We start from the raw sequence: 18,150 nt of genomic DNA, 5'->3' as shown, positions 1-18,150 counted from the left end.
GTGATCGCCGCCGTCAGCGTGGTCTTGCCGTGGTCAACGTGACCGATCGTGCCGACGTTCACGTGCGGCTTGGTCCGTTCGAATTTACCTTTAGCCATGTTTCTCTTCTTTCAAAAAGTTAATCGTTGAATGACTTGCCGCGCGCTTACTTCGACTTCGCGTTGATGATCGCTTCAGACACGTTGCGCGGTGCTTCGGAGTAGTGCTTGAACTCCATCGTGTACGTTGCACGACCCTGGCTCAGCGAACGCAGCGACGTCGAGTAGCCGAACATTTCCGACAACGGCACTTCGGCGCGAACGATCTTGCCGCCGCCAATCATGTCTTCCATGCCCTGAACAATACCGCGACGGCCCGACAGGTCGCCCATCACGTTACCCATGTAGTCTTCCGGCGTTTCGACTTCCACAGCCATCATCGGTTCGAGGATGACCGGCTGAGCCTTGCGCATTGCTTCCTTGAACGCCATCGAACCGGCCATGCGGAACGCATTTTCGTTCGAGTCGACGTCGTGGTACGAACCGAACGTCAGGTGAACCTTCACGTCAACGACCGGGAAGCCTGCCAGCACGCCAGCCTTCAGCGTTTCCTGGATACCCTTGTCGACTGCCGGGATGTATTCACGCGGAATCACACCACCCTTGATCTCGTCCAGGAACTCGTAGCCTTTGCCCTGCTCATTCGGCTCGAGCGTGATGACCGCGTGACCGTACTGGCCGCGACCACCCGACTGCTTGACGAACTTGCCGTCGACGTCTACCGCCTTGCCGCGGATCGTTTCACGATACGCCACTTGCGGCTTGCCGACGGTTGCTTCGACGCCGAATTCGCGCTTCATCCGGTCAACCAGAATTTCCAGGTGGAGCTCGCCCATGCCCGAAATAATGGTTTGACCCGATTCTTCGTCCGTTTGAACGCGAAACGACGGATCTTCCTGAGCCAGACGGTTCAGGGCCAGACCCATCTTTTCCTGGTCCGGCTTCGTCTTCGGCTCAACAGCCTGCGAAATCACCGGTTCCGGGAAAATCATGCGCTCGAGCACGATCGGGCTTTGCGGATCGCACAGCGTGTCGCCTGTCGTCGCGTCCTTCAGGCCGACTGCTGCAGCGATGTCGCCTGCGCGCACTTCCTTGATTTCTTCGCGCTGGTTCGCGTGCATCTGCAGAATACGACCCAGACGTTCTTTCTTGTCCTTGGTCGCGTTCAGCACCGTGTCGCCCGAATTCACAATGCCCGAGTACACGCGGAAGAAGATCAACTGGCCGACGAACGGGTCGGTCATGATCTTGAATGCCAGTGCCGAGAACTTTTCGTCGTCAGCAGCGCGGCGCTCACCCTGCTCACCGTTTTCCAGCTCGCCGGTAACCGGCGGGATGTCGATCGGCGACGGCAGGAAGTCGAGCACGGCGTCCAGCATACGTTGCACGCCCTTGTTCTTGAACGCGGTACCGCACAGCATCGGCTGGATTTCGCAAGCAATCGTACGGTCGCGCAGACCCTTGACGATCTCCGCTTCCGTCAACTCGCCCTCTTCGAGGTACTTGTTCATCAGGTCTTCGTTCGACTCAGCAGCCGCTTCGACCATCTTCTCGCGCCACTCGTTGCACGAGTCGACCAGTTCCGCCGGGATCTCTTCGTACGAGAACTTCGTGCCTTGCGACGCGTCGTCCCAAATGATCGCCTTCATCTTCAGCAGATCGACGACGCCGGTGAAGTTTTCTTCCGCGCCGATAGGCACCACGACCGGAACCGGGTTCGCCTTCAGACGCAGCTTGAGCTGGTCGTAGACCTTGAAGAAATTCGCGCCGGTACGGTCCATCTTGTTGATGAACGCGAGACGGGGAACCTTGTACTTGTTAGCCTGACGCCATACGGTTTCCGACTGCGGCTGCACGCCGCCCACTGCGCAGTACACCATGCATGCGCCGTCGAGCACGCGCATCGAGCGCTCAACTTCAATCGTGAAGTCGACGTGGCCCGGCGTGTCGATGATGTTGATGCGGTGCTCAGCGCGGTCGCCGGCCATGCCTTTCCAGAATGCCGTGGTAGCAGCGGACGTGATCGTGATGCCGCGTTCCTGCTCCTGCTCCATCCAGTCCATGGTGGCAGCACCGTCGTGAACTTCACCAATCTTGTGGTTCACGCCGGTATAGAACAGGATGCGCTCGGTCGTCGTCGTTTTGCCGGCGTCGATGTGAGCGCTAATACCGATGTTACGGTAGCGCTCGATAGGTGTCTTGCGAGCCACTTTGATCCTCTATTGGGATGACGCGATGCGAGAAAATACCCATCGCGCTGTAACACAAACGGGCGAGGCGCTTTGTAAGCGCACCCGCCCGGAATTTCTTTCCGCTTTTTCTACTAACCCGGGTTCGGGAAGCTTAGAAACGGAAGTGCGAGAACGCCTTGTTGGCTTCTGCCATCCGGTGAACTTCGTCGCGCTTCTTCATCGCGCCGCCACGGCCTTCGGCCGCTTCGGAGAGTTCACCTGCCAAACGCAGGGCCATCGACTTTTCGCTGCGCTTCTTCGCGGCTTCACGCAACCAACGCATCGCCAATGCCATACGACGCGACGGACGCACTTCGACCGGAACCTGATAGTTTGCACCACCAACGCGGCGGCTCTTGACTTCCACCACCGGCTTGACGTTGTTGAGCGCTACCGTGAACACTTCCAGCGGGTCCTTGCCACCCTTGGTCTGGATCTGTTCGAAAGCGCCGTACACAATACGCTCGGCAACCGACTTCTTGCCGGAGAGCATCAGCACGTTCATGAACTTAGCTACATCTACGTTACCGAACTTCGGATCCGGCAACACTTCCCGCTTGGGGACTTCGCGACGACGCGGCATGTTTCTTCCTTTACTTTTCAGTTGGAGCTATTTTTAGCCCCGCGGCCACCAACTAACCCGATTCATCTCTAACGACTTACCAGCCTGGTCGGGTGACCACTTACTCGACAGCACCGGCGATTCCGGCACCACCGCTATAACCGCCTTTGCAGGCGACCTGAAACTACAGACCGGCTATTTACTTGCCAGCCTTGGCACGCTTCGCACCGTACTTCGAGCGAGCTTGCTTACGATCCTTGACGCCCTGGGTATCCAGCGAGCCGCGAACCATGTGGTAACGCACACCCGGCAAGTCCTTAACACGGCCGCCGCGAATCAGCACGACCGAGTGTTCCTGCAGGTTGTGGCCTTCACCACCGATGTACGAAATGACTTCGAAGCCGTTCGTCAGGCGCACCTTCGCAACCTTACGAAGTGCCGAGTTCGGCTTCTTAGGCGTCGTGGTGTACACACGGGTGCACACGCCGCGACGCTGGGGGCAGTCCTGCAAAGCCGGGCTCTTGCTCTTCGTCGTTTCCGACGCGCGGCCTTTGCGAACCAGTTGATTGATGGTTGGCATTGTTTATTCCTGAAATTGAACAAAATCGACGCATCTGTTTCCGGGCAAAGCAGAAACGATTGCGCATCGAACTTCCGGACCAGGCGTCAGCGCATGAATTGACTTCGCGCGCGGGCACTCCAAGAACCGGAACCTAGCATAATATTCCGAAAACACTAAGCGAGTCAACAGGTTGCAATGTTTCGCACGCCTGCCGACCTGCACACGGCTCAATCGGCGCCGACGACCTCCAGCAACTCGTCGCCGAAACGGTCGAGTTTGCGTGCTCCCATGCCTGGAATGCCGCGCAAATCTTCGATCGAATCGGGACCGTTGCGGGCAATTTCTGCCAGCGTGGCGTCGTGGAAAATGACGTAGGCCGGCACGCCGTCGCGTTTCGCGGTTTCGGTGCGCCAAGCCCGCAGGCGGTCCCAGCGGGCGCGTTCGCGCGGGCCCATACCGATCGTCGGGTCGGCACGCTCACTGGTTCGTCCAGACTGCTGGCGAGAGCGCGTCGGCTTTACGTACCGGCGCATCGTGACGTTCTGCGCGCCCTTCAACACGGCTTTGGCGGCCTCCGTGAGCACCAGCGAGCCAAATCCTTCGTGGTCGACGCTCAGATAGCCGAACGCGACGAGTTGGCGAAACACGGCGCGCCACTCCGGCTCACCGAGCACCGCGCCGATCCCGAACGTGGTCAGCTTCTCGTGACCACGTTGCATAATCTTCTCGCTGCGGTTGCCCCGCAGGATATCGATCAGGTGACCGGCGCCGAAGTGAAAACCACTTGCGCGCTGCGCGCGGAACACGCATGACAACGCCATCTGTGCTTCGCGCGTCGCATCCCATGTGTCTGGCGGCTCCAGACAGTTGTCGCAGTTGCCGCACGGCTTGCTCGATTCGCCGAAGTACGCAAGCAGCCGCACGCGCCGACAGGTCGCCGCCTCGCACAAACCGAGCAACGCGTCGAGCTTGCCGGTCTGCACGCGCTTATGCGCGTCATCGGCATCGGATTCGTCGATCATCTTGCGCTGCTGCACGACGTCGCCGAGACCGTATGCCATCCAGGCATTGGCCGGCATGCCATCGCGGCCCGCACGGCCTGTTTCCTGGTAGTACCCTTCGACGCTCTTCGGCAGATCGAGGTGAGCCACAAAGCGTACGTCGGGTTTGTCGATACCCATGCCGAACGCGATCGTCGCGCACATCACGATGCCCTCCTCGCGCTGGAACATCTCCTGATGCTTCTGGCGGATTTCGAACTCCATGCCGGCGTGATACGGCAACGCGCGCATACCCTTTTCTTTCAGCCACTCCGCCGTTTCTTCGACCTTGCGGCGCGACAGGCAATAGACCACGCCGGCGTCGGTCGTGCCGTCCGGCTTCGAGTGTTCCGCGCGAATGAAGTCGACCAGTTGCGTGCGCGCATTGTCTTTTTCGACGATGCGATAGCGAATGTTCGGCCGATCGAAACTCGAAACAAAGATGCGCGCATCGTCCAGCGCCAGACGGTGGATGATTTCGTCACGCGTGATTGCATCGGCAGTGGCGGTGAGCGCGATGCGCGGCACGTTTGGAAAGCGCTCGTGCAGCACCGACAGCTGAATGTACTCAGGGCGGAAATCGTGTCCCCACTGCGACACGCAATGCGCTTCGTCGATTGCGAACAAACCGATGCGCGTGCGTTCCAGCAATTCCTGGAAACGGGGCGTCATCAGCCGTTCCGGCGCCACATACAGCAGATCGATTTCGCCCTCGCGCAACGCACGCTCGGTGGCCATGGCATCGGCGCTCGACAGTGTCGAATTCAGATACGCCGCGCGCACGCCCACTTCGGTAAGCGCTGCCACCTGATCCTGCATCAGCGCGATCAAAGGCGACACCACGATCCCCGCTCCGCAGCCCGCTTCGCGCCGCACCAGCGACGGAATCTGATAGCACAGCGACTTGCCGCCGCCCGTCGGCATCAGCACGAGGCAATCGCCGCCGGCAGCGACGTGCTCGACAATTTCGCCCTGCTGCCCTCTGAACGCGGGGTAACCGAAGACTTCGTTGAGGATTTCGAGCGGACGGGACATGAATTTGAGAGAAGCAGCGTAAAGCCGGTGACACGAATTTTACCAACGCATTCGTGCTGCGCCCGCGCTTTGCGGCAACGTTAGCCGTTCGGCCGACGAATCCACAAAAACGTACAAAAAAAGAGGCGCATAAAAAAGCCGCTCAGTCGAAACTGAGCGGCTTCGCTGGCTGGTGAGCCCAAGCGGCTTGCGCCGCCGGGACTTACTCGCCTGAGTGGTGCTGTTCGGCGGCCGGGGTTTCCGGCGTACCGAATTCGAACGACTCTTCCGCTGCGATTTGATCGAAACGCTCGCGGTCGGACAGTTCCTTGCTCTTGCGTGCCTTGTGGAACGCGAGACCCGTACCGGCCGGAATCAGACGGCCGACGATCACGTTTTCCTTCAGCCCGCGCAGATCGTCGCGCTTGCCCATGATCGCCGCTTCGGTCAGCACGCGGGTCGTTTCCTGGAACGACGCCGCGGAGATGAACGAATCGGTCGACAGCGACGCCTTCGTGATACCGAGCAAGACGTTTTCGTACGTTGCCGGACGCTTGTCTTCCGCGATCATACGGTCGTTCTCGTCGAGCATATCCGACCGCTCGACCTGTTCGCCCGGGATGAAACGCGTATCGCCGTTGTCCGTAATCTGCACGCGGCGCAACATCTGACGAACGATCACTTCAATGTGCTTGTCATTGATCTTCACGCCCTGCAGACGATACACGTCCTGCACTTCGTCCACGATGTAACGCGACAGCGCTTCGACGCCCTGCAAACGCAGGATGTCGTGCGGATCCGCCGGCCCGTCCACGATCATTTCGCCCTTGTTGACGACTTGACCATCGTGCACCAGAACCTGCTTTTCCTTCGCGATCAGGAACTCGTGCTGATTGCCTTCGAGGTCCGTGATAACGAGACGCTGCTTGCCCTTCGTGTCCTTACCGAACGACGTCGTACCCGTGACTTCCGCCAGGATACCTGCGTCCTTCGGCGAACGTGCTTCGAACAGTTCCGCCACACGCGGCAGACCGCCGGTAATGTCACGCGTCTTCTGCGATTCAGTCGGGATACGTGCGAGCACTTCACCGACCTGCACTTGCTGACCGTCCTTCACGGTGATCAGAGCGCCGACCTGGAAGCCGATCTGCACCGAGTGCTCGGTGTTCGGGATCTTGACTTCTTCGCCGTTCGCATCGAGCAGCTTGACTTGCGGACGCACCGTCTTCGACGCTTGCGAACCACGGCGCTTCACGTCGATCACGACCAGCGTCGAGAGCCCCGTCACATCGTCGATCTGCTTGGCAACCGTCACGCCTTCTTCGACGTTTTCGAACTTCACCGTACCACCATACTCGGTGATGATCGGACGCGTCATCGGATCCCACGTCGCCAGTTGCGTGCCGGCCTTGATCTGCGCGCCGTCCAGTTGCAACAGCGTCGCGCCGTACGGCACCTTGTGACGTTCACGCTCGCGGCCGTGGTCGTCGGTGATCATCGCTTCGCCCGAACGCGAGATGACGATCTGCTCGCCCTTCGCGTTGGTGACGTAACGCATCGTCGCCGTGAAACGAACCGTACCGTTCGACTTGGCTTCGACCGACGAAGCCACTGCTGCACGCGATGCCGCACCACCGATGTGGAACGTGCGCATCGTGAGCTGCGTGCCCGGTTCACCGATCGACTGGGCAGCGATCACGCCGACTGCCTCACCGACGTTCACCGACGAGCCGCGACCCAGATCGCGACCGTAGCAGGCTGCGCACAGACCGTAACGCGTTTCGCAAGTCAGCGGCGTACGCACGCGCACTTCGTCGATGCCGAGGCGTTCGATTTCTTCGACCGCGTCTTCGTCGAGCAACGTGCCCGTTTCGTACAGCGTTTCCTGCGATTCCGGATTGACGACGTCAGCCACCGTCACGCGACCGAGGATACGGTCACGCAGCGCTTCGACGACTTCACCGCCTTCGACCAACGCCTTCATGGCGACGCCGTTGGACGTACCGCAATCGTCCTCGACCACCACCAGGTCTTGCGTCACGTCCACCAGACGACGCGTCAGGTAACCCGAGTTTGCCGTCTTCAGTGCCGTATCAGCCAGACCCTTACGTGCACCGTGGGTCGAGATGAAGTACTGCAACACGTTCAGGCCTTCACGGAAGTTCGCCGTAATCGGCGTTTCGATGATCGATCCGTCCGGCTTCGCCATCAGGCCGCGCATACCGGCCAGCTGACGAATCTGAACCGCGGAACCCCGCGCGCCCGAGTCGGCCATCATGTAGATGGAGTTGAACGACTCCTGACGCGTCTGGTTGCCGTCGCGATCGACCACCGGTTCCGTCGACAACTGCTCCATCATCGCCTTGCCGACCGCTTCCGACGTTGCCGACCAGATGTCGACCACGTTGTTGTAGCGTTCTTGCGACGTGACGAGACCCGACATGTATTGACGGTCGTATTCCTTCACCTTCTTCGCGGCGTCGCCGACGATGGTTTCCTTCTGCGGCGGCACGAGCATGTCGTCAACGCAGATCGAGATACCAGCGCGCGTTGCCAGACGGAAACCCGACTGCATCAACTGGTCGGCGAAAATCACCGTTTCACGCAGGCCGCACTTGCGGAATGCGGTGTTGATGAGGCGCGAGATTTCCTTCTTCTTCAGCGGCTTGTTCAGCACCGAGAACGGCAGGCCCGGCGGCAGGATTTCCGACAGGATCGAACGGCCGACGGTCGTCGCATACAGCGTGATCTTCGGCACGAACTTCGGCGCGCCTTCCGACGTGTCTTCGTTGTGGACCATTTCCGTGATCCGCACGTTGACGCGCGAGGCCAGCTCGACTTCCTTGTTCTCGTACGCACGCAGCGCTTCCGACACGCCGGTGAACGTCAGGCCTTCGCCCTTGGCGTTCACTGCTTCACGGGTCGCGTAGTACAGGCCGAGCACGATATCCTGCGACGGCACGATCGACGGATCGCCGTTGGCCGGGAACAGGACGTTGTTCGACGCCAGCATCAGCGTACGCGCTTCCATCTGCGCTTCGAGCGACAGCGGCACGTGCACAGCCATCTGGTCACCGTCGAAGTCGGCGTTGAACGCCGCGCAAACGAGCGGATGCAGCTGGATTGCCTTACCTTCGATCAGCACCGGCTCGAAAGCCTGAATGCCAAGACGGTGCAGTGTCGGCGCACGGTTCAGCATCACCGGATGCTCGCGGATCACCTCTTCCAGGATGTCCCACACCACCGGCGTCTGGTTCTCGACTTCCTTCTTCGCAGCTTTGATGGTGGTAGCGACACCCATCACTTCCAGCTTGTTGAAGATGAACGGCTTGAACAGTTCGAGCGCCATCAGCTTCGGCAGACCGCACTGATGCAGCTTGAGCGTCGGGCCGACCACGATCACCGAACGGCCCGAATAGTCAACGCGCTTACCGAGCAAGTTCTGACGGAAACGACCGCCCTTACCCTTGATCATGTCAGCGAGCGACTTCAGCGGACGCTTGTTCGCGCCGGTCATTGCCTTACCGCGACGACCGTTGTCGAGCAGCGAATCGACGGCTTCCTGCAGCATCCGCTTTTCGTTGCGGACGATGATTTCAGGCGCCTTCAGTTCGAGCAGACGCTTCAACCGGTTGTTACGGTTGATCACGCGGCGATACAGGTCGTTCAGGTCCGACGTCGCGAAGCGGCCGCCATCCAGCGGCACCAGCGGACGCAGTTCCGGCGGCAGCACCGGCAGCACTTCGAGCACCATCCAGTCAGGCTTGATGCCCGAACGCTGGAAAGCCTCGAGCACCTTCAGGCGCTTCGCGTACTTCTTGATCTTCGCTTCCGAACCCGTGTTCTTGAGTTCGGTGCGCAGCATCTCGACCTGCTCGTCGATGTTGATCGCACGCAGCAATTCGCGCACGCCTTCCGCGCCCATCTCGGCACGGAATTCGTCACCGTACTCTTCGACCTTGTTGTAGTAATCCTCTTCGGTCATGATCTGCCGCGCTTTCAGCGGCGTCATGCCCGGATCGATCACCACGTATGCTTCGAAGTACAGCACGCGTTCGATGTCACGCAGCGTCATGTCGAGCACCATGCCCAGACGCGACGGCAACGACTTCAGGAACCAGATGTGCGCAACCGGCGAGGCCAACTCGATGTGGCCCATCCGTTCGCGACGCACCTTGGCGAGCGTCACTTCGACGCCGCACTTTTCACAGATCACGCCACGATGCTTCAGGCGCTTGTACTTGCCGCAAAGGCATTCGTAGTCTTTGATCGGCCCGAAGATCTTCGCGCAGAACAGACCATCGCGTTCCGGCTTGAACGTCCGGTAGTTGATGGTTTCCGGCTTCTTCACTTCACCGAACGACCACGAACGGATCTTGTCGGGCGAGGCCAGACCGATCTTGATCGCGTCAAAAACTTCAGGCTGTTGGACTTGCTTGAATAGATCGAGCAGAGCTTTCATTGCTTTCTCTCCGTAGTCCGATTAGTTGCGGTCGAGGTCGATGTCGATACCGAGCGAGCGGATTTCCTTCACCAGCACATTGAAGGATTCCGGCATGCCGGCGTCGATCACGTGATCGCCCTTGACCAGGTTCTCATACACCTTGGTCCGGCCGGTCACGTCGTCCGACTTCACCGTCAGCATTTCTTGCAGCACGTACGATGCGCCGTACGCTTCGAGCGCCCACACTTCCATTTCACCGAAACGCTGGCCACCGAACTGCGCCTTACCGCCCAACGGCTGCTGCGTGACGAGCGAGTACGGGCCCGTGGAACGCGCATGCATCTTGTCGTCGACCAGGTGGTGCAGTTTCAGGTAATGCATGTAGCCGACCGTCACCGTACGTTCGAACATCTCACCCGTGCGGCCGTCGTACAGACGCACCTGGTTCTTCGACGGCGTCATACCGAGCTGCTTCGCGATGTCGTCCGGGAATGCCAGATCCAGCGCGCGCGACATTTCTTCTTCCGTCGCACCGTCGAACACCGGCGTAGCGAACGGCACGCCTTCGCGCAGGTTCTTCGCCAGCTCGACGATTTCGTCGTCCGTAAAGCTGTCCAGCTCTTCAGCGCGGCCCGACTCGTTGTAGATCTTGGTCAGGAATTCGCGCAGTTCAGCAATCTTCGCCTGACGCTGCAGCATTTCGCCGATACGCCAGCCGAGACCCTTCGCGGCCCAACCCAGATGCACTTCGAGAACCTGACCCACGTTCATCCGCGACGGCACGCCGAGCGGATTGAGCACGACGTCGGCCGGACGGCCATCGGCCATGTACGGCATGTCTTCGATCGGAACGATCTTCGACACCACACCCTTGTTACCGTGACGGCCGGCCATCTTGTCGCCAGGCTGCAGACGGCGCTTGACTGCCAGATACACCTTGACCATCTTCAGCACGCCCGGCGGCAGTTCGTCGCCTTGCGTGAGCTTCTTGCGCTTTTCTTCGAACGCGAGATCGAACTGGTGACGCTTCTGTTCGATCGAATCCTTGATCGCTTCGAGCTGTGCCGCTGCTTCCTCGTCCGCGAGGCGGATGTCGAACCAGTGGTAGTGGTCGAGATCTTCCAGGTAAGCCTGTTCGATCTTCGTACCCTTCGCGAGCTTCTTCGGACCGCCGTTCGCAACCTTGCCGGTCAGCATACGTGCGAGACGCTGGAATGCGTCGCCTTCCACGATACGCAGCTGGTCGTTCAGGTCGAGGCGATAACGCTTCAGTTCATCGTCGATGATCTGTTGCGCACGCTTGTCGCGCTGAATACCTTCACGCGTGAACACTTGAACGTCGATTACCGTGCCGCTCATGCCCGACGGCACGCGCAGCGACGTGTCCTTCACGTCCGAAGCCTTCTCGCCGAAGATCGCGCGCAGCAGCTTTTCTTCCGGCGTCAGCTGGGTTTCGCCCTTCGGCGTCACCTTACCGACCAGCACGTCGCCTGCTTCGACTTCAGCGCCGATGTAGACGATGCCCGACTCGTCGAGACGGCCGAGTTGCACTTCAGCCAGGTTCGAGATGTCGCGCGTGATTTCTTCCGGTCCGAGCTTCGTATCGCGAGCAACGACGTTCAGTTCTTCGATGTGAATCGATGTGTAACGGTCGTCCGCAACCACCTTCTCCGAGATCAAAATCGAGTCTTCGAAGTTGTAGCCGTTCCACGGCATGAACGCGACCAGCATGTTCTGGCCGAGAGCCAGTTCGCCGAGGTCGGTCGATGCACCGTCAGCCAGCACGTCGCCACGCGACACGATATCGCCGACCTTCACGATCGGGCGCTGGTTGATGTTCGTGTTCTGGTTCGAACGCGTGTACTTGATCAGGTTGTAGATGTCCACGCCGACGTCGCCAGCAACGGCTTCATCGTCGTTCACGCGGATCACCATACGGCCAGCGTCGACGTAATCGACCACACCACCGCGGAATGCCTGAACCGTCGTACCCGAGTCGACCGCCACCGTGCGTTCGATCCCCGTACCGACCACGGCCTTTTCAGGACGCAGACACGGCACAGCCTGACGCTGCATGTTCGAGCCCATCAATGCACGGTTCGCGTCATCGTGCTCGAGGAACGGAATCAGCGATGCTGCCACCGACACGATCTGCGACGGCGCCACGTCCATGTACTGGATGCGGTCCGGCGTGACCATCAGCGTTTCGCCTGCTTCACGCGACGACACCAGTTCGTCGGTCAGCGAGCCGTCAGCTGCCACGGCCGCGTTCGCCTGCGCGATCACGTAACGGCCTTCTTCGATCGCCGACAGGTAATCGATCTGGTCGGTCACCTTGCTGTCCACAACCTTGCGATACGGCGTTTCGAGGAAGCCGTATTCGTTCAGGTGCGCGTACAGCGCGAGCGAGTTGATCAGGCCGATGTTCGGGCCTTCCGGCGTTTCAATCGGACACACACGGCCGTAGTGAGTCGGGTGCACGTCGCGGACTTCAAAGCCAGCGCGCTCACGGGTCAAACCGCCCGGGCCAAGTGCCGAAACACGGCGCTTGTGGGTGATTTCCGACAGCGGGTTCGTTTGGTCCATGAACTGCGACAGCTGCGACGAACCGAAGAACTCGCGAATCGCCGACGAAATCGGCTTCGAGTTGATCAGGTCGTGCGGCATCAGGTTTTCGCTTTCGGCCTGGCCGAGGCGTTCCTTCACAGCACGCTCGACACGCACGAGACCTGCGCGGAACTGGTTTTCCGCCAGTTCGCCGACGCAACGCACACGACGATTGCCCAAGTGGTCGATATCGTCCACTTCGCCCTTGCCGTTACGCAGTTCGACCAGGATCTTGATCGTTGCGAGGATGTCGTCGTCTTGCAGCGTCATCGGTCCGACGATTTCGTCGCGGCCCACACGGCGATTGAACTTCATACGACCCACCTTGGACAGGTCGTACGCGTCTTCGCTGTAGAACAGGCGGTTGAACAGTGCCTCGACCGCTTCTTCGGTCGGCGGTTCGCCCGGACGCATCATGCGGTAGATCGCGATGCGTGCAGCCATACGGTCCGCAGTTTCGTCGATACGCAGCGTCGACGAAATGTACGGGCCTTGATCCAGATCGTTCGTGTAGAGCGTCTGGATGTCCTTGATCTTCGATTCGCGGAGCTTTTCGAGGACGGTTTCGGTGATTTCGTCGTTCGCGTTAGCGATGACTTCGCCGGTATCGCCGTCAACGACGTTCTTCGCCAGCACGCGGCCGAGCAGATAGTCTTCCGGCACCGAAATGAATTTCGTCTTCGCGTTGTCGAGATCGCGAATGTGCTTGGCGTTGATCCGCTTATCCTTCTGGACGATCACGTTGCCGTCACGATCCGAAATGTCGAAACGTGCGACTTCGCCACGCAGACGCTCCGGAACGAATTCCATCTGCGCGCCTTCCGGCATCAGCGTGAAATTGTCGAACACGAAGAAGTTTGCGAGGATCTGTTCCGGCGTCAGGCCGATCGCCTTCAGCAGGATCGTGACCGGCATCTTGCGGCGACGGTCGACGCGGAAATACAGCACGTCCTTCGGATCGAATTCGAAGTCGAGCCACGAACCGCGGTAAGGAATGATACGTGCCGAGAACAGGAGCTTGCCTGAGCTGTGCGTCTTGCCCTTGTCGTGTTCGAAGAACACGCCCGGCGAACGGTGCAGCTGCGAAACGATCACGCGCTCCGTACCGTTGATGACGAACGAACCCGTCGGCGTCATGAGCGGAATTTCGCCCATGTACACTTCCTGTTCCTTCACTTCCTTGACGACCGGCTTGCTCGGCGATTCCTTGTCGAGCAGCACCAGCCGCACTTTCGCGCGCAGTGCCGAGCAGTACGTCAAACCGCGCTGCTGACATTCCTTGATGTTGAATGCCGGCGGCGACAGCATGTAGCTGACGAACTCCAGACGAGCGAAACCGTTATGCGAAACAATCGGGAAAACGGACGTGAACGCAGCTTGCAGGCCTTCCGGCTTGCGTTGCGTAGACGACGTGTCTGCTTGCAGAAACGTGCTGAATGATTCAAGCTGGGTAGCCAGCAGGAAAGGTACTTGGTGAACGATGGGGCGCTTCGCAAAACTCTTGCGAATACGCTTCTTCTCGGTGAAGGAATATTGCATACGATCTCCGAATCACGGCGGGCATTGTTGTCGAGGCAGGATACCTTGATGAGACAACCCGAGTGTTCACCGACTGAGACCCGATGGCCGTCCGATGGCTTGAACGAGCCTAGAAGCTTGGTGGTTGGCCGCTACCAACCGCTGGCTGACGGCAGCGGATGCCTGTGTTGCCCGCTACCCGACCAAACTTGCCTTCTGCAGTCGCTTCAGAAGACAAAGAGAAACGCCGGTCAATGTTGCCGAAAGGCGGTTTTCTTTGGCTTCTAGGGTCATGTCTTACCGAAATTACCCGGCAAAAACGTTGTTCCCAAAAAGCACAAAAAGGCCGGCGGTGGAAAACCGCCAGCCTTCGCACAACGCGCTGAAACTTACTTGATTTCAGCCTTCGCGCCGGCTTCTTCCAGCTTCTTCTTGGCTTCTTCAGCAGCAGCCTTCGGTACCGATTCCTTAACAGGCTTCGGTGCACCGTCGACCAGGTCCTTCGCTTCCTTCAGGCCGAGACCCGTCAGTTCGCGAACAGCCTTAATGACCGAAACCTTGTTCGCGCCGACTTCCGTCAGGTTGACCGTGAATTCGGTTTGCTCTTCAGCAGCAGCTGCAGCACCGCCGCCTGCCGGGCCTGCCACTGCAACAGCAGCTGCCGACACGCCAAATTTTTCTTCGAACGCCTTGACCAGCTCGTTCAGTTCCAGAACCGACATCGAGCTTACTGCCTCGAGGATGTCATCTTTTGCGATTGCCATTTGAAATACTCCTAAATTGAATTCGGATACAGCCAGCGATCAATCACGCTCGACTGAAGTGCGTTACGCAGCGGTTTCTTCGCCCTGTTTCTTTTCTGCCAGCGCGGCCAGAGCGCGCGCAAAGCCGGAAACAGGTGCTTGCATAACGTACAACAGCTTGGAGAGCAGTTCTTCGCGGCTCGGGATGTTTGCCAGCGCTTGCACGCCAGCCTTGTCCATCACCTTGCCTTCGTAGGAACCAGCCTTGATGATCAACTTGTCATTGCTCTTGCCGAAGTCGTTGACGACCTTAGCAGCGGCAATGGCATCTTCCGAGATGCCGTAGATCAGGGGACCGGTCATCTGCTCTGCCAAAGGAGCAAACGGGGTACCTTCGACAGCGCGACGCGCCAGCGTGTTTTTCAACACGCGAAGGTAAACCTGTTGCTCACGCGCTTTCGCGCGCAGCTTGGTCAGATCGCCAACCGTGATCCCACGATACTCAGCCAGAACCACGGTCTGGGCTTTCGCGACTTGCGCGGCAACCTCAGCGACGACGGCCTGCTTGCTTTCTTTGTTGAGTGGCACGGTTAACCTCCAGATTCGATACACGCAGCGTGCGCCTTGTGTACCGCGTTCAATAACGGCGTCCGACCAGTCAGGAGTATTTCGACCGCCCGACGCCCACATTGCTGCGGAGATCGAACGGTTTCATCACTACAAAACCTTTTCGGGTTCGCCATCTGCGTTGGCTTTGCATTAAGGGATCGCCTACCTGCTGCGTTCCCGCCAACGGTCTTTGACAACCGGTCGCGCGATGCAAACTGCCATCTTGCGACCGCCCAAAGCCCATAAAAACCGCCTCGACTCACATCGAGGCGATGAAATTTCTTACTGTGCTGCGATCGATGCCTGGTCGACGCGAACGCCAACACCCATCGTGCTCGACAGCGCAACCTTGCGCAGGTACACACCCTTGCTCGTTGCCGGCTTCGCCTTCTGCAGCGCGTCGACGAGAGCGTTCAGGTTGCTACGCAGAGCCGTCGGCTCGAACGAAGCACGGCCGATCGTGGCGTGGATGATACCGGCCTTGTCGACACGGAATTGCACCTGACCAGCCTTGGCGTTCTTGACTGCGGTTGCGACGTCCGGCGTAACCGTGCCGACCTTCGGGTTCGGCATCAGGCCGCGCGGGCCGAGGATCTGGCCCAGCGTACCGACGACGCGCATCGTGTCCGGCGAAGCGATCACGATGTCGAAGTTCAGATTGCCGGCCTTGACTTGTTCAGCCAGGTCTTCCATACCGACGATTTCGGCGCCGGCTGCACGAGCTTGCTCAGCCTTTTCACCCTGCGCGAACACTGCCACGCGAACCGACTTACCGGTACCAGCCGGCAGCACGACCGAGCCGCGAACCACTTGGTCCGACTTCTTCGCATCGATGCCGAGTTGCACTGCAACGTCGATCGACTCGTCGAACTTCGCGCTTGCGCACTCTTTCACGATCGACAGAGCTTCGTCGATCGCATACAGCTTTTGACGATCGACCTTGGCTGCAAATGCCTGCAGACGCTTTGAAAGCTTAGCCATTTACACGCCCTCCACGGTGATGCCCATCGAGCGGGCGCTACCAGCGATCGTACGAACCGCTGCATCCAGGTCAGCCGCCGTCAGATCGGGCATCTTGGCCTTGGCGATGTCTTCAGCTTGAGCGCGCGTGATCTTGCCGACCTTGTCGGTATGCGGTTTGCTCGAACCCTTGTCGATCTTCGCTGCCTTCTTGATCAGAACCGTAGCCGGCGGCGTCTTCAGAACGAACGTGAAGCTCTTGTCCGCGAACGCGGTGATCACGACAGGAATCGGCAGACCCGGTTCCATTGCTTGAGTCTGCGCGTTGAACGCCTTGCAGAACTCCATGATGTTCAGGCCGCGTTGACCCAGTGCTGGGCCGACCGGCGGCGACGGGTTGGCTTTACCTGCAGGAATCTGCAGCTTGATAAAGCCAATGATTTTCTTTGCCATGTTGAAAACCTCTGTGGAACGCCGCATTGGTACATGCGGGCGTTCAGTGAGTAGTAGCGCGCGTTCGCCGGCAAACCGACTACTTACGCTCCTCAACGGCCATGACGCGGACCGTAAGCGCGAAATACGGGACGCACCGATTGGCGCGTCCCGCAGAATTCTGGATTACAGCTTTTCGACCTGGCCGAATTCCAGCTCGACCGGCGTTGCGCGGCCGAAGATTGTAACGGAAACACGGACGCGCGATTTTTCGTAGTTCACTTCCTCGACGCTGCCGTTGAAATCCGTGAACGGACCGTCCTTCACCCGCACCATCTCGCCTACTTCGAACAGGGTCTTCGGACGCGGCTTTTCCACGCCTTCCTGCATTTGCGACATGATCTTCTCGACTTCCCGCGGGGAAATGGGGCTCGGACGATTACGCGCGCCGCCAACGAAGCCCGTCACCTTTGCCGTGTTTTTCACGAGGTGCCACGTTTCGTCGGTCATTTCCATTTCCACGAGCACATAGCCCGGAAAAAAACGACGCTCGGTCACCGACTTGTGACCGCCCTTCACCTCGACCACTTCTTCAGTCGGAACGAGAATTTGACCAAACTGGTCTTGCATGCCGGCACGTTCGATGCGCTCCTGAAGCGCGCGTTGCACGCTCTTCTCCATGCCGGAGTAGGCGTGCACGACGTACCAACGTTTGCCGCTCGGGGATGCCGGAGTATCGCTCATATCATTTCCAACCCAGAATCACCGAGAAAATCGCCCATTCGATGGATTTATCGCTAACCCAAAGAAAGATCGCCATGACGAACACGAAGCCGAACACTACCAGCGTTGTCTGGGTGGCCTCTTTGCGAGTCGGCCAGACAACCTTACGGACTTCTTTATACGAATCTTTGGCGAAAGCGATGAAACCCTTGCCAGGCGCGGAGAGAAGACCGACTGCAACACCCGCGATCGCGCCAACAGCCAAGGCGGCTCCGCGGACGTACCATTCTTGGCCGCTGAGCCAGAAGAACCCCACGAACCCGGCCAAGACCAACAATACGCCCGCGACAAGCATCAGCTTGTCGCCGGATGTATTTACAGTTTCGACGGAAGGATTCGCCATAACACCTTAACGAAGCGCCACATACGGCGCGAGAGTTGGCAGGGGCAGAGGGAATCGAACCCCCAACCTTCGGTTTTGGAGACCGACGCTCTGCCAGTTGAGCTATACCCCTAAACCATTTTGGGGTTGACGACACCGCCAACCCCGAAACTATCGATCAACGAGAACTATCTGGCGTTACTCGAGGATCTTGGCAACGACACCTGCGCCGACGGTACGGCCACCTTCGCGGATTGCGAAACGCAGACCTTCTTCCATCGCGAT

At 59.2% G+C, this 18,150-nt stretch carries 14 protein-coding genes, 1 tRNA gene and 1 pseudogene; 1 reads left to right on the top strand and 15 read right to left on the bottom strand.

Features of this window, described 5'->3' with window-relative positions; genetic code table 11:
* From SB772_RS38525 to rpoB, 7 genes are all read right to left on the bottom strand, one after another.
* Nucleotides 1–98 (bottom strand): GTP-binding protein (locus tag SB772_RS38525; protein ID WP_033453371.1); only part of this gene is annotated, 98 nt, incomplete at its 3' end.
* Between the two features lie 47 nt (nt 99–145).
* A complete protein-coding gene (gene fusA / locus SB772_RS38520) occupies nt 146–2,248 on the bottom strand; it encodes an elongation factor G (protein WP_410838308.1) in 2,103 nt (700 codons plus the stop codon).
* A 133-nt stretch (nt 2,249–2,381) separates the two neighbouring features.
* Nucleotides 2,382–2,852: a 30S ribosomal protein S7 gene (gene rpsG, locus SB772_RS38515; protein WP_006053291.1), complete on the bottom strand. Its 471-nt coding sequence runs from the start codon at nt 2,850–2,852 to the stop codon at nt 2,382–2,384.
* A gap of 178 nt (nt 2,853–3,030) precedes the next feature.
* Nucleotides 3,031–3,411 (bottom strand): 30S ribosomal protein S12, encoded by a 381-nt coding sequence (gene rpsL, locus SB772_RS38510; RefSeq protein WP_006998493.1) that lies wholly within the window; start codon nt 3,409–3,411, stop codon nt 3,031–3,033.
* A gap of 209 nt (nt 3,412–3,620) precedes the next feature.
* Nucleotides 3,621–5,468, bottom strand: coding sequence for a DNA helicase RecQ (gene recQ, locus SB772_RS38505; protein ID WP_410838307.1), 1,848 nt, complete (start codon nt 5,466–5,468; stop codon nt 3,621–3,623).
* Between the two features lie 202 nt (nt 5,469–5,670).
* Nucleotides 5,671–9,909 (bottom strand): DNA-directed RNA polymerase subunit beta', encoded by a 4,239-nt coding sequence (rpoC, locus tag SB772_RS38500; protein WP_410838306.1) that lies wholly within the window; start codon nt 9,907–9,909, stop codon nt 5,671–5,673.
* Between the two features lie 21 nt (nt 9,910–9,930).
* Entirely contained in the window at nt 9,931–14,037 is a 4,107-nt protein-coding gene (rpoB, locus tag SB772_RS38495) for a DNA-directed RNA polymerase subunit beta (protein WP_410838305.1), read from the bottom strand.
* Nucleotides 14,038–14,161: 124 nt separating this feature from the next.
* Between rpoB and SB772_RS38490 the strand changes: the two genes are divergently transcribed.
* On the top strand, nt 14,162–14,413 hold the full coding sequence (locus tag SB772_RS38490; RefSeq protein WP_410838304.1) for a hypothetical protein: 252 nt from the start codon (nt 14,162–14,164) through the stop codon (nt 14,411–14,413).
* On the opposite strand, the gene rplL is transcribed toward SB772_RS38490, so the two are convergent.
* The 8 genes and pseudogenes from rplL to SB772_RS38450 all read right to left on the bottom strand — a co-directional run.
* Nucleotides 14,406–14,780, bottom strand: coding sequence for a 50S ribosomal protein L7/L12 (rplL, locus tag SB772_RS38485; protein WP_054043372.1), 375 nt, complete (start codon nt 14,778–14,780; stop codon nt 14,406–14,408). The two genes, SB772_RS38490 and rplL, sit on opposite strands and share 8 nt — an antisense overlap.
* A 63-nt stretch (nt 14,781–14,843) precedes the next feature.
* A complete protein-coding gene (rplJ, locus tag SB772_RS38480) occupies nt 14,844–15,347 on the bottom strand; it encodes a 50S ribosomal protein L10 (RefSeq protein WP_115110037.1) in 504 nt (167 codons plus the stop codon).
* A 303-nt stretch (nt 15,348–15,650) separates the two neighbouring features.
* Complete coding sequence (gene rplA / locus SB772_RS38475) at nt 15,651–16,349, bottom strand: 50S ribosomal protein L1 (protein WP_410838303.1); 699 nt, start codon at nt 16,347–16,349, stop codon at nt 15,651–15,653.
* On the bottom strand, nt 16,350–16,781 hold the full coding sequence (rplK, locus tag SB772_RS38470; RefSeq protein WP_111932936.1) for a 50S ribosomal protein L11: 432 nt from the start codon (nt 16,779–16,781) through the stop codon (nt 16,350–16,352). It abuts the gene before it with no gap.
* Between the two features lie 165 nt (nt 16,782–16,946).
* Nucleotides 16,947–17,504, bottom strand: coding sequence for a transcription termination/antitermination protein NusG (gene nusG, locus SB772_RS38465; protein ID WP_007180147.1), 558 nt, complete (start codon nt 17,502–17,504; stop codon nt 16,947–16,949).
* A gap of 1 nt (nt 17,505) precedes the next feature.
* A complete protein-coding gene (gene secE, locus SB772_RS38460; protein WP_011490062.1) occupies nt 17,506–17,886 on the bottom strand; it encodes a preprotein translocase subunit SecE in 381 nt (126 codons plus the stop codon).
* A 36-nt stretch (nt 17,887–17,922) separates the two neighbouring features.
* A tRNA-Trp gene (locus SB772_RS38455) sits at nt 17,923–17,998 on the bottom strand.
* Nucleotides 17,999–18,063: 65 nt separating this feature from the next.
* Nucleotides 18,064–18,150: pseudogene (locus SB772_RS38450) on the bottom strand (elongation factor Tu); the annotation flags it as partial.

Source organism: Paraburkholderia sp. SIMBA_030 (assembly GCF_046535245.1).
Lineage (GTDB): Bacteria > Pseudomonadota > Gammaproteobacteria > Burkholderiales > Burkholderiaceae > Paraburkholderia.
The sequence above is the reverse complement of the archived record's forward strand: the minus strand, read 5'-3'. Positions and strand labels throughout refer to the sequence as shown.

Coding starts and splice junctions, on each gene's coding strand:
- rpsG (WP_006053291.1), bottom strand. CDS start 2,852: ATGCCGCGTCGTCGCGAAGTCCCCAAGCGGGAAGTGTTGCCGGATCCG.
- rpsL (WP_006998493.1), bottom strand. CDS start 3,411: ATGCCAACCATCAATCAACTGGTTCGCAAAGGCCGCGCGTCGGAAACG.
- recQ (WP_410838307.1), bottom strand. CDS start 5,468: ATGTCCCGTCCGCTCGAAATCCTCAACGAAGTCTTCGGTTACCCCGCG.
- rpoC (WP_410838306.1), bottom strand. CDS start 9,909: ATGAAAGCTCTGCTCGATCTATTCAAGCAAGTCCAACAGCCTGAAGTT.
- rpoB (WP_410838305.1), bottom strand. CDS start 14,037: ATGCAATATTCCTTCACCGAGAAGAAGCGTATTCGCAAGAGTTTTGCG.
- rplL (WP_054043372.1), bottom strand. CDS start 14,780: ATGGCAATCGCAAAAGATGACATCCTCGAGGCAGTAAGCTCGATGTCG.
- rplA (WP_410838303.1), bottom strand. CDS start 16,349: ATGGCTAAGCTTTCAAAGCGTCTGCAGGCATTTGCAGCCAAGGTCGAT.
- rplK (WP_111932936.1), bottom strand. CDS start 16,781: ATGGCAAAGAAAATCATTGGCTTTATCAAGCTGCAGATTCCTGCAGGT.
- nusG (WP_007180147.1), bottom strand. CDS start 17,504: ATGAGCGATACTCCGGCATCCCCGAGCGGCAAACGTTGGTACGTCGTG.
- secE (WP_011490062.1), bottom strand. CDS start 17,886: ATGGCGAATCCTTCCGTCGAAACTGTAAATACATCCGGCGACAAGCTG.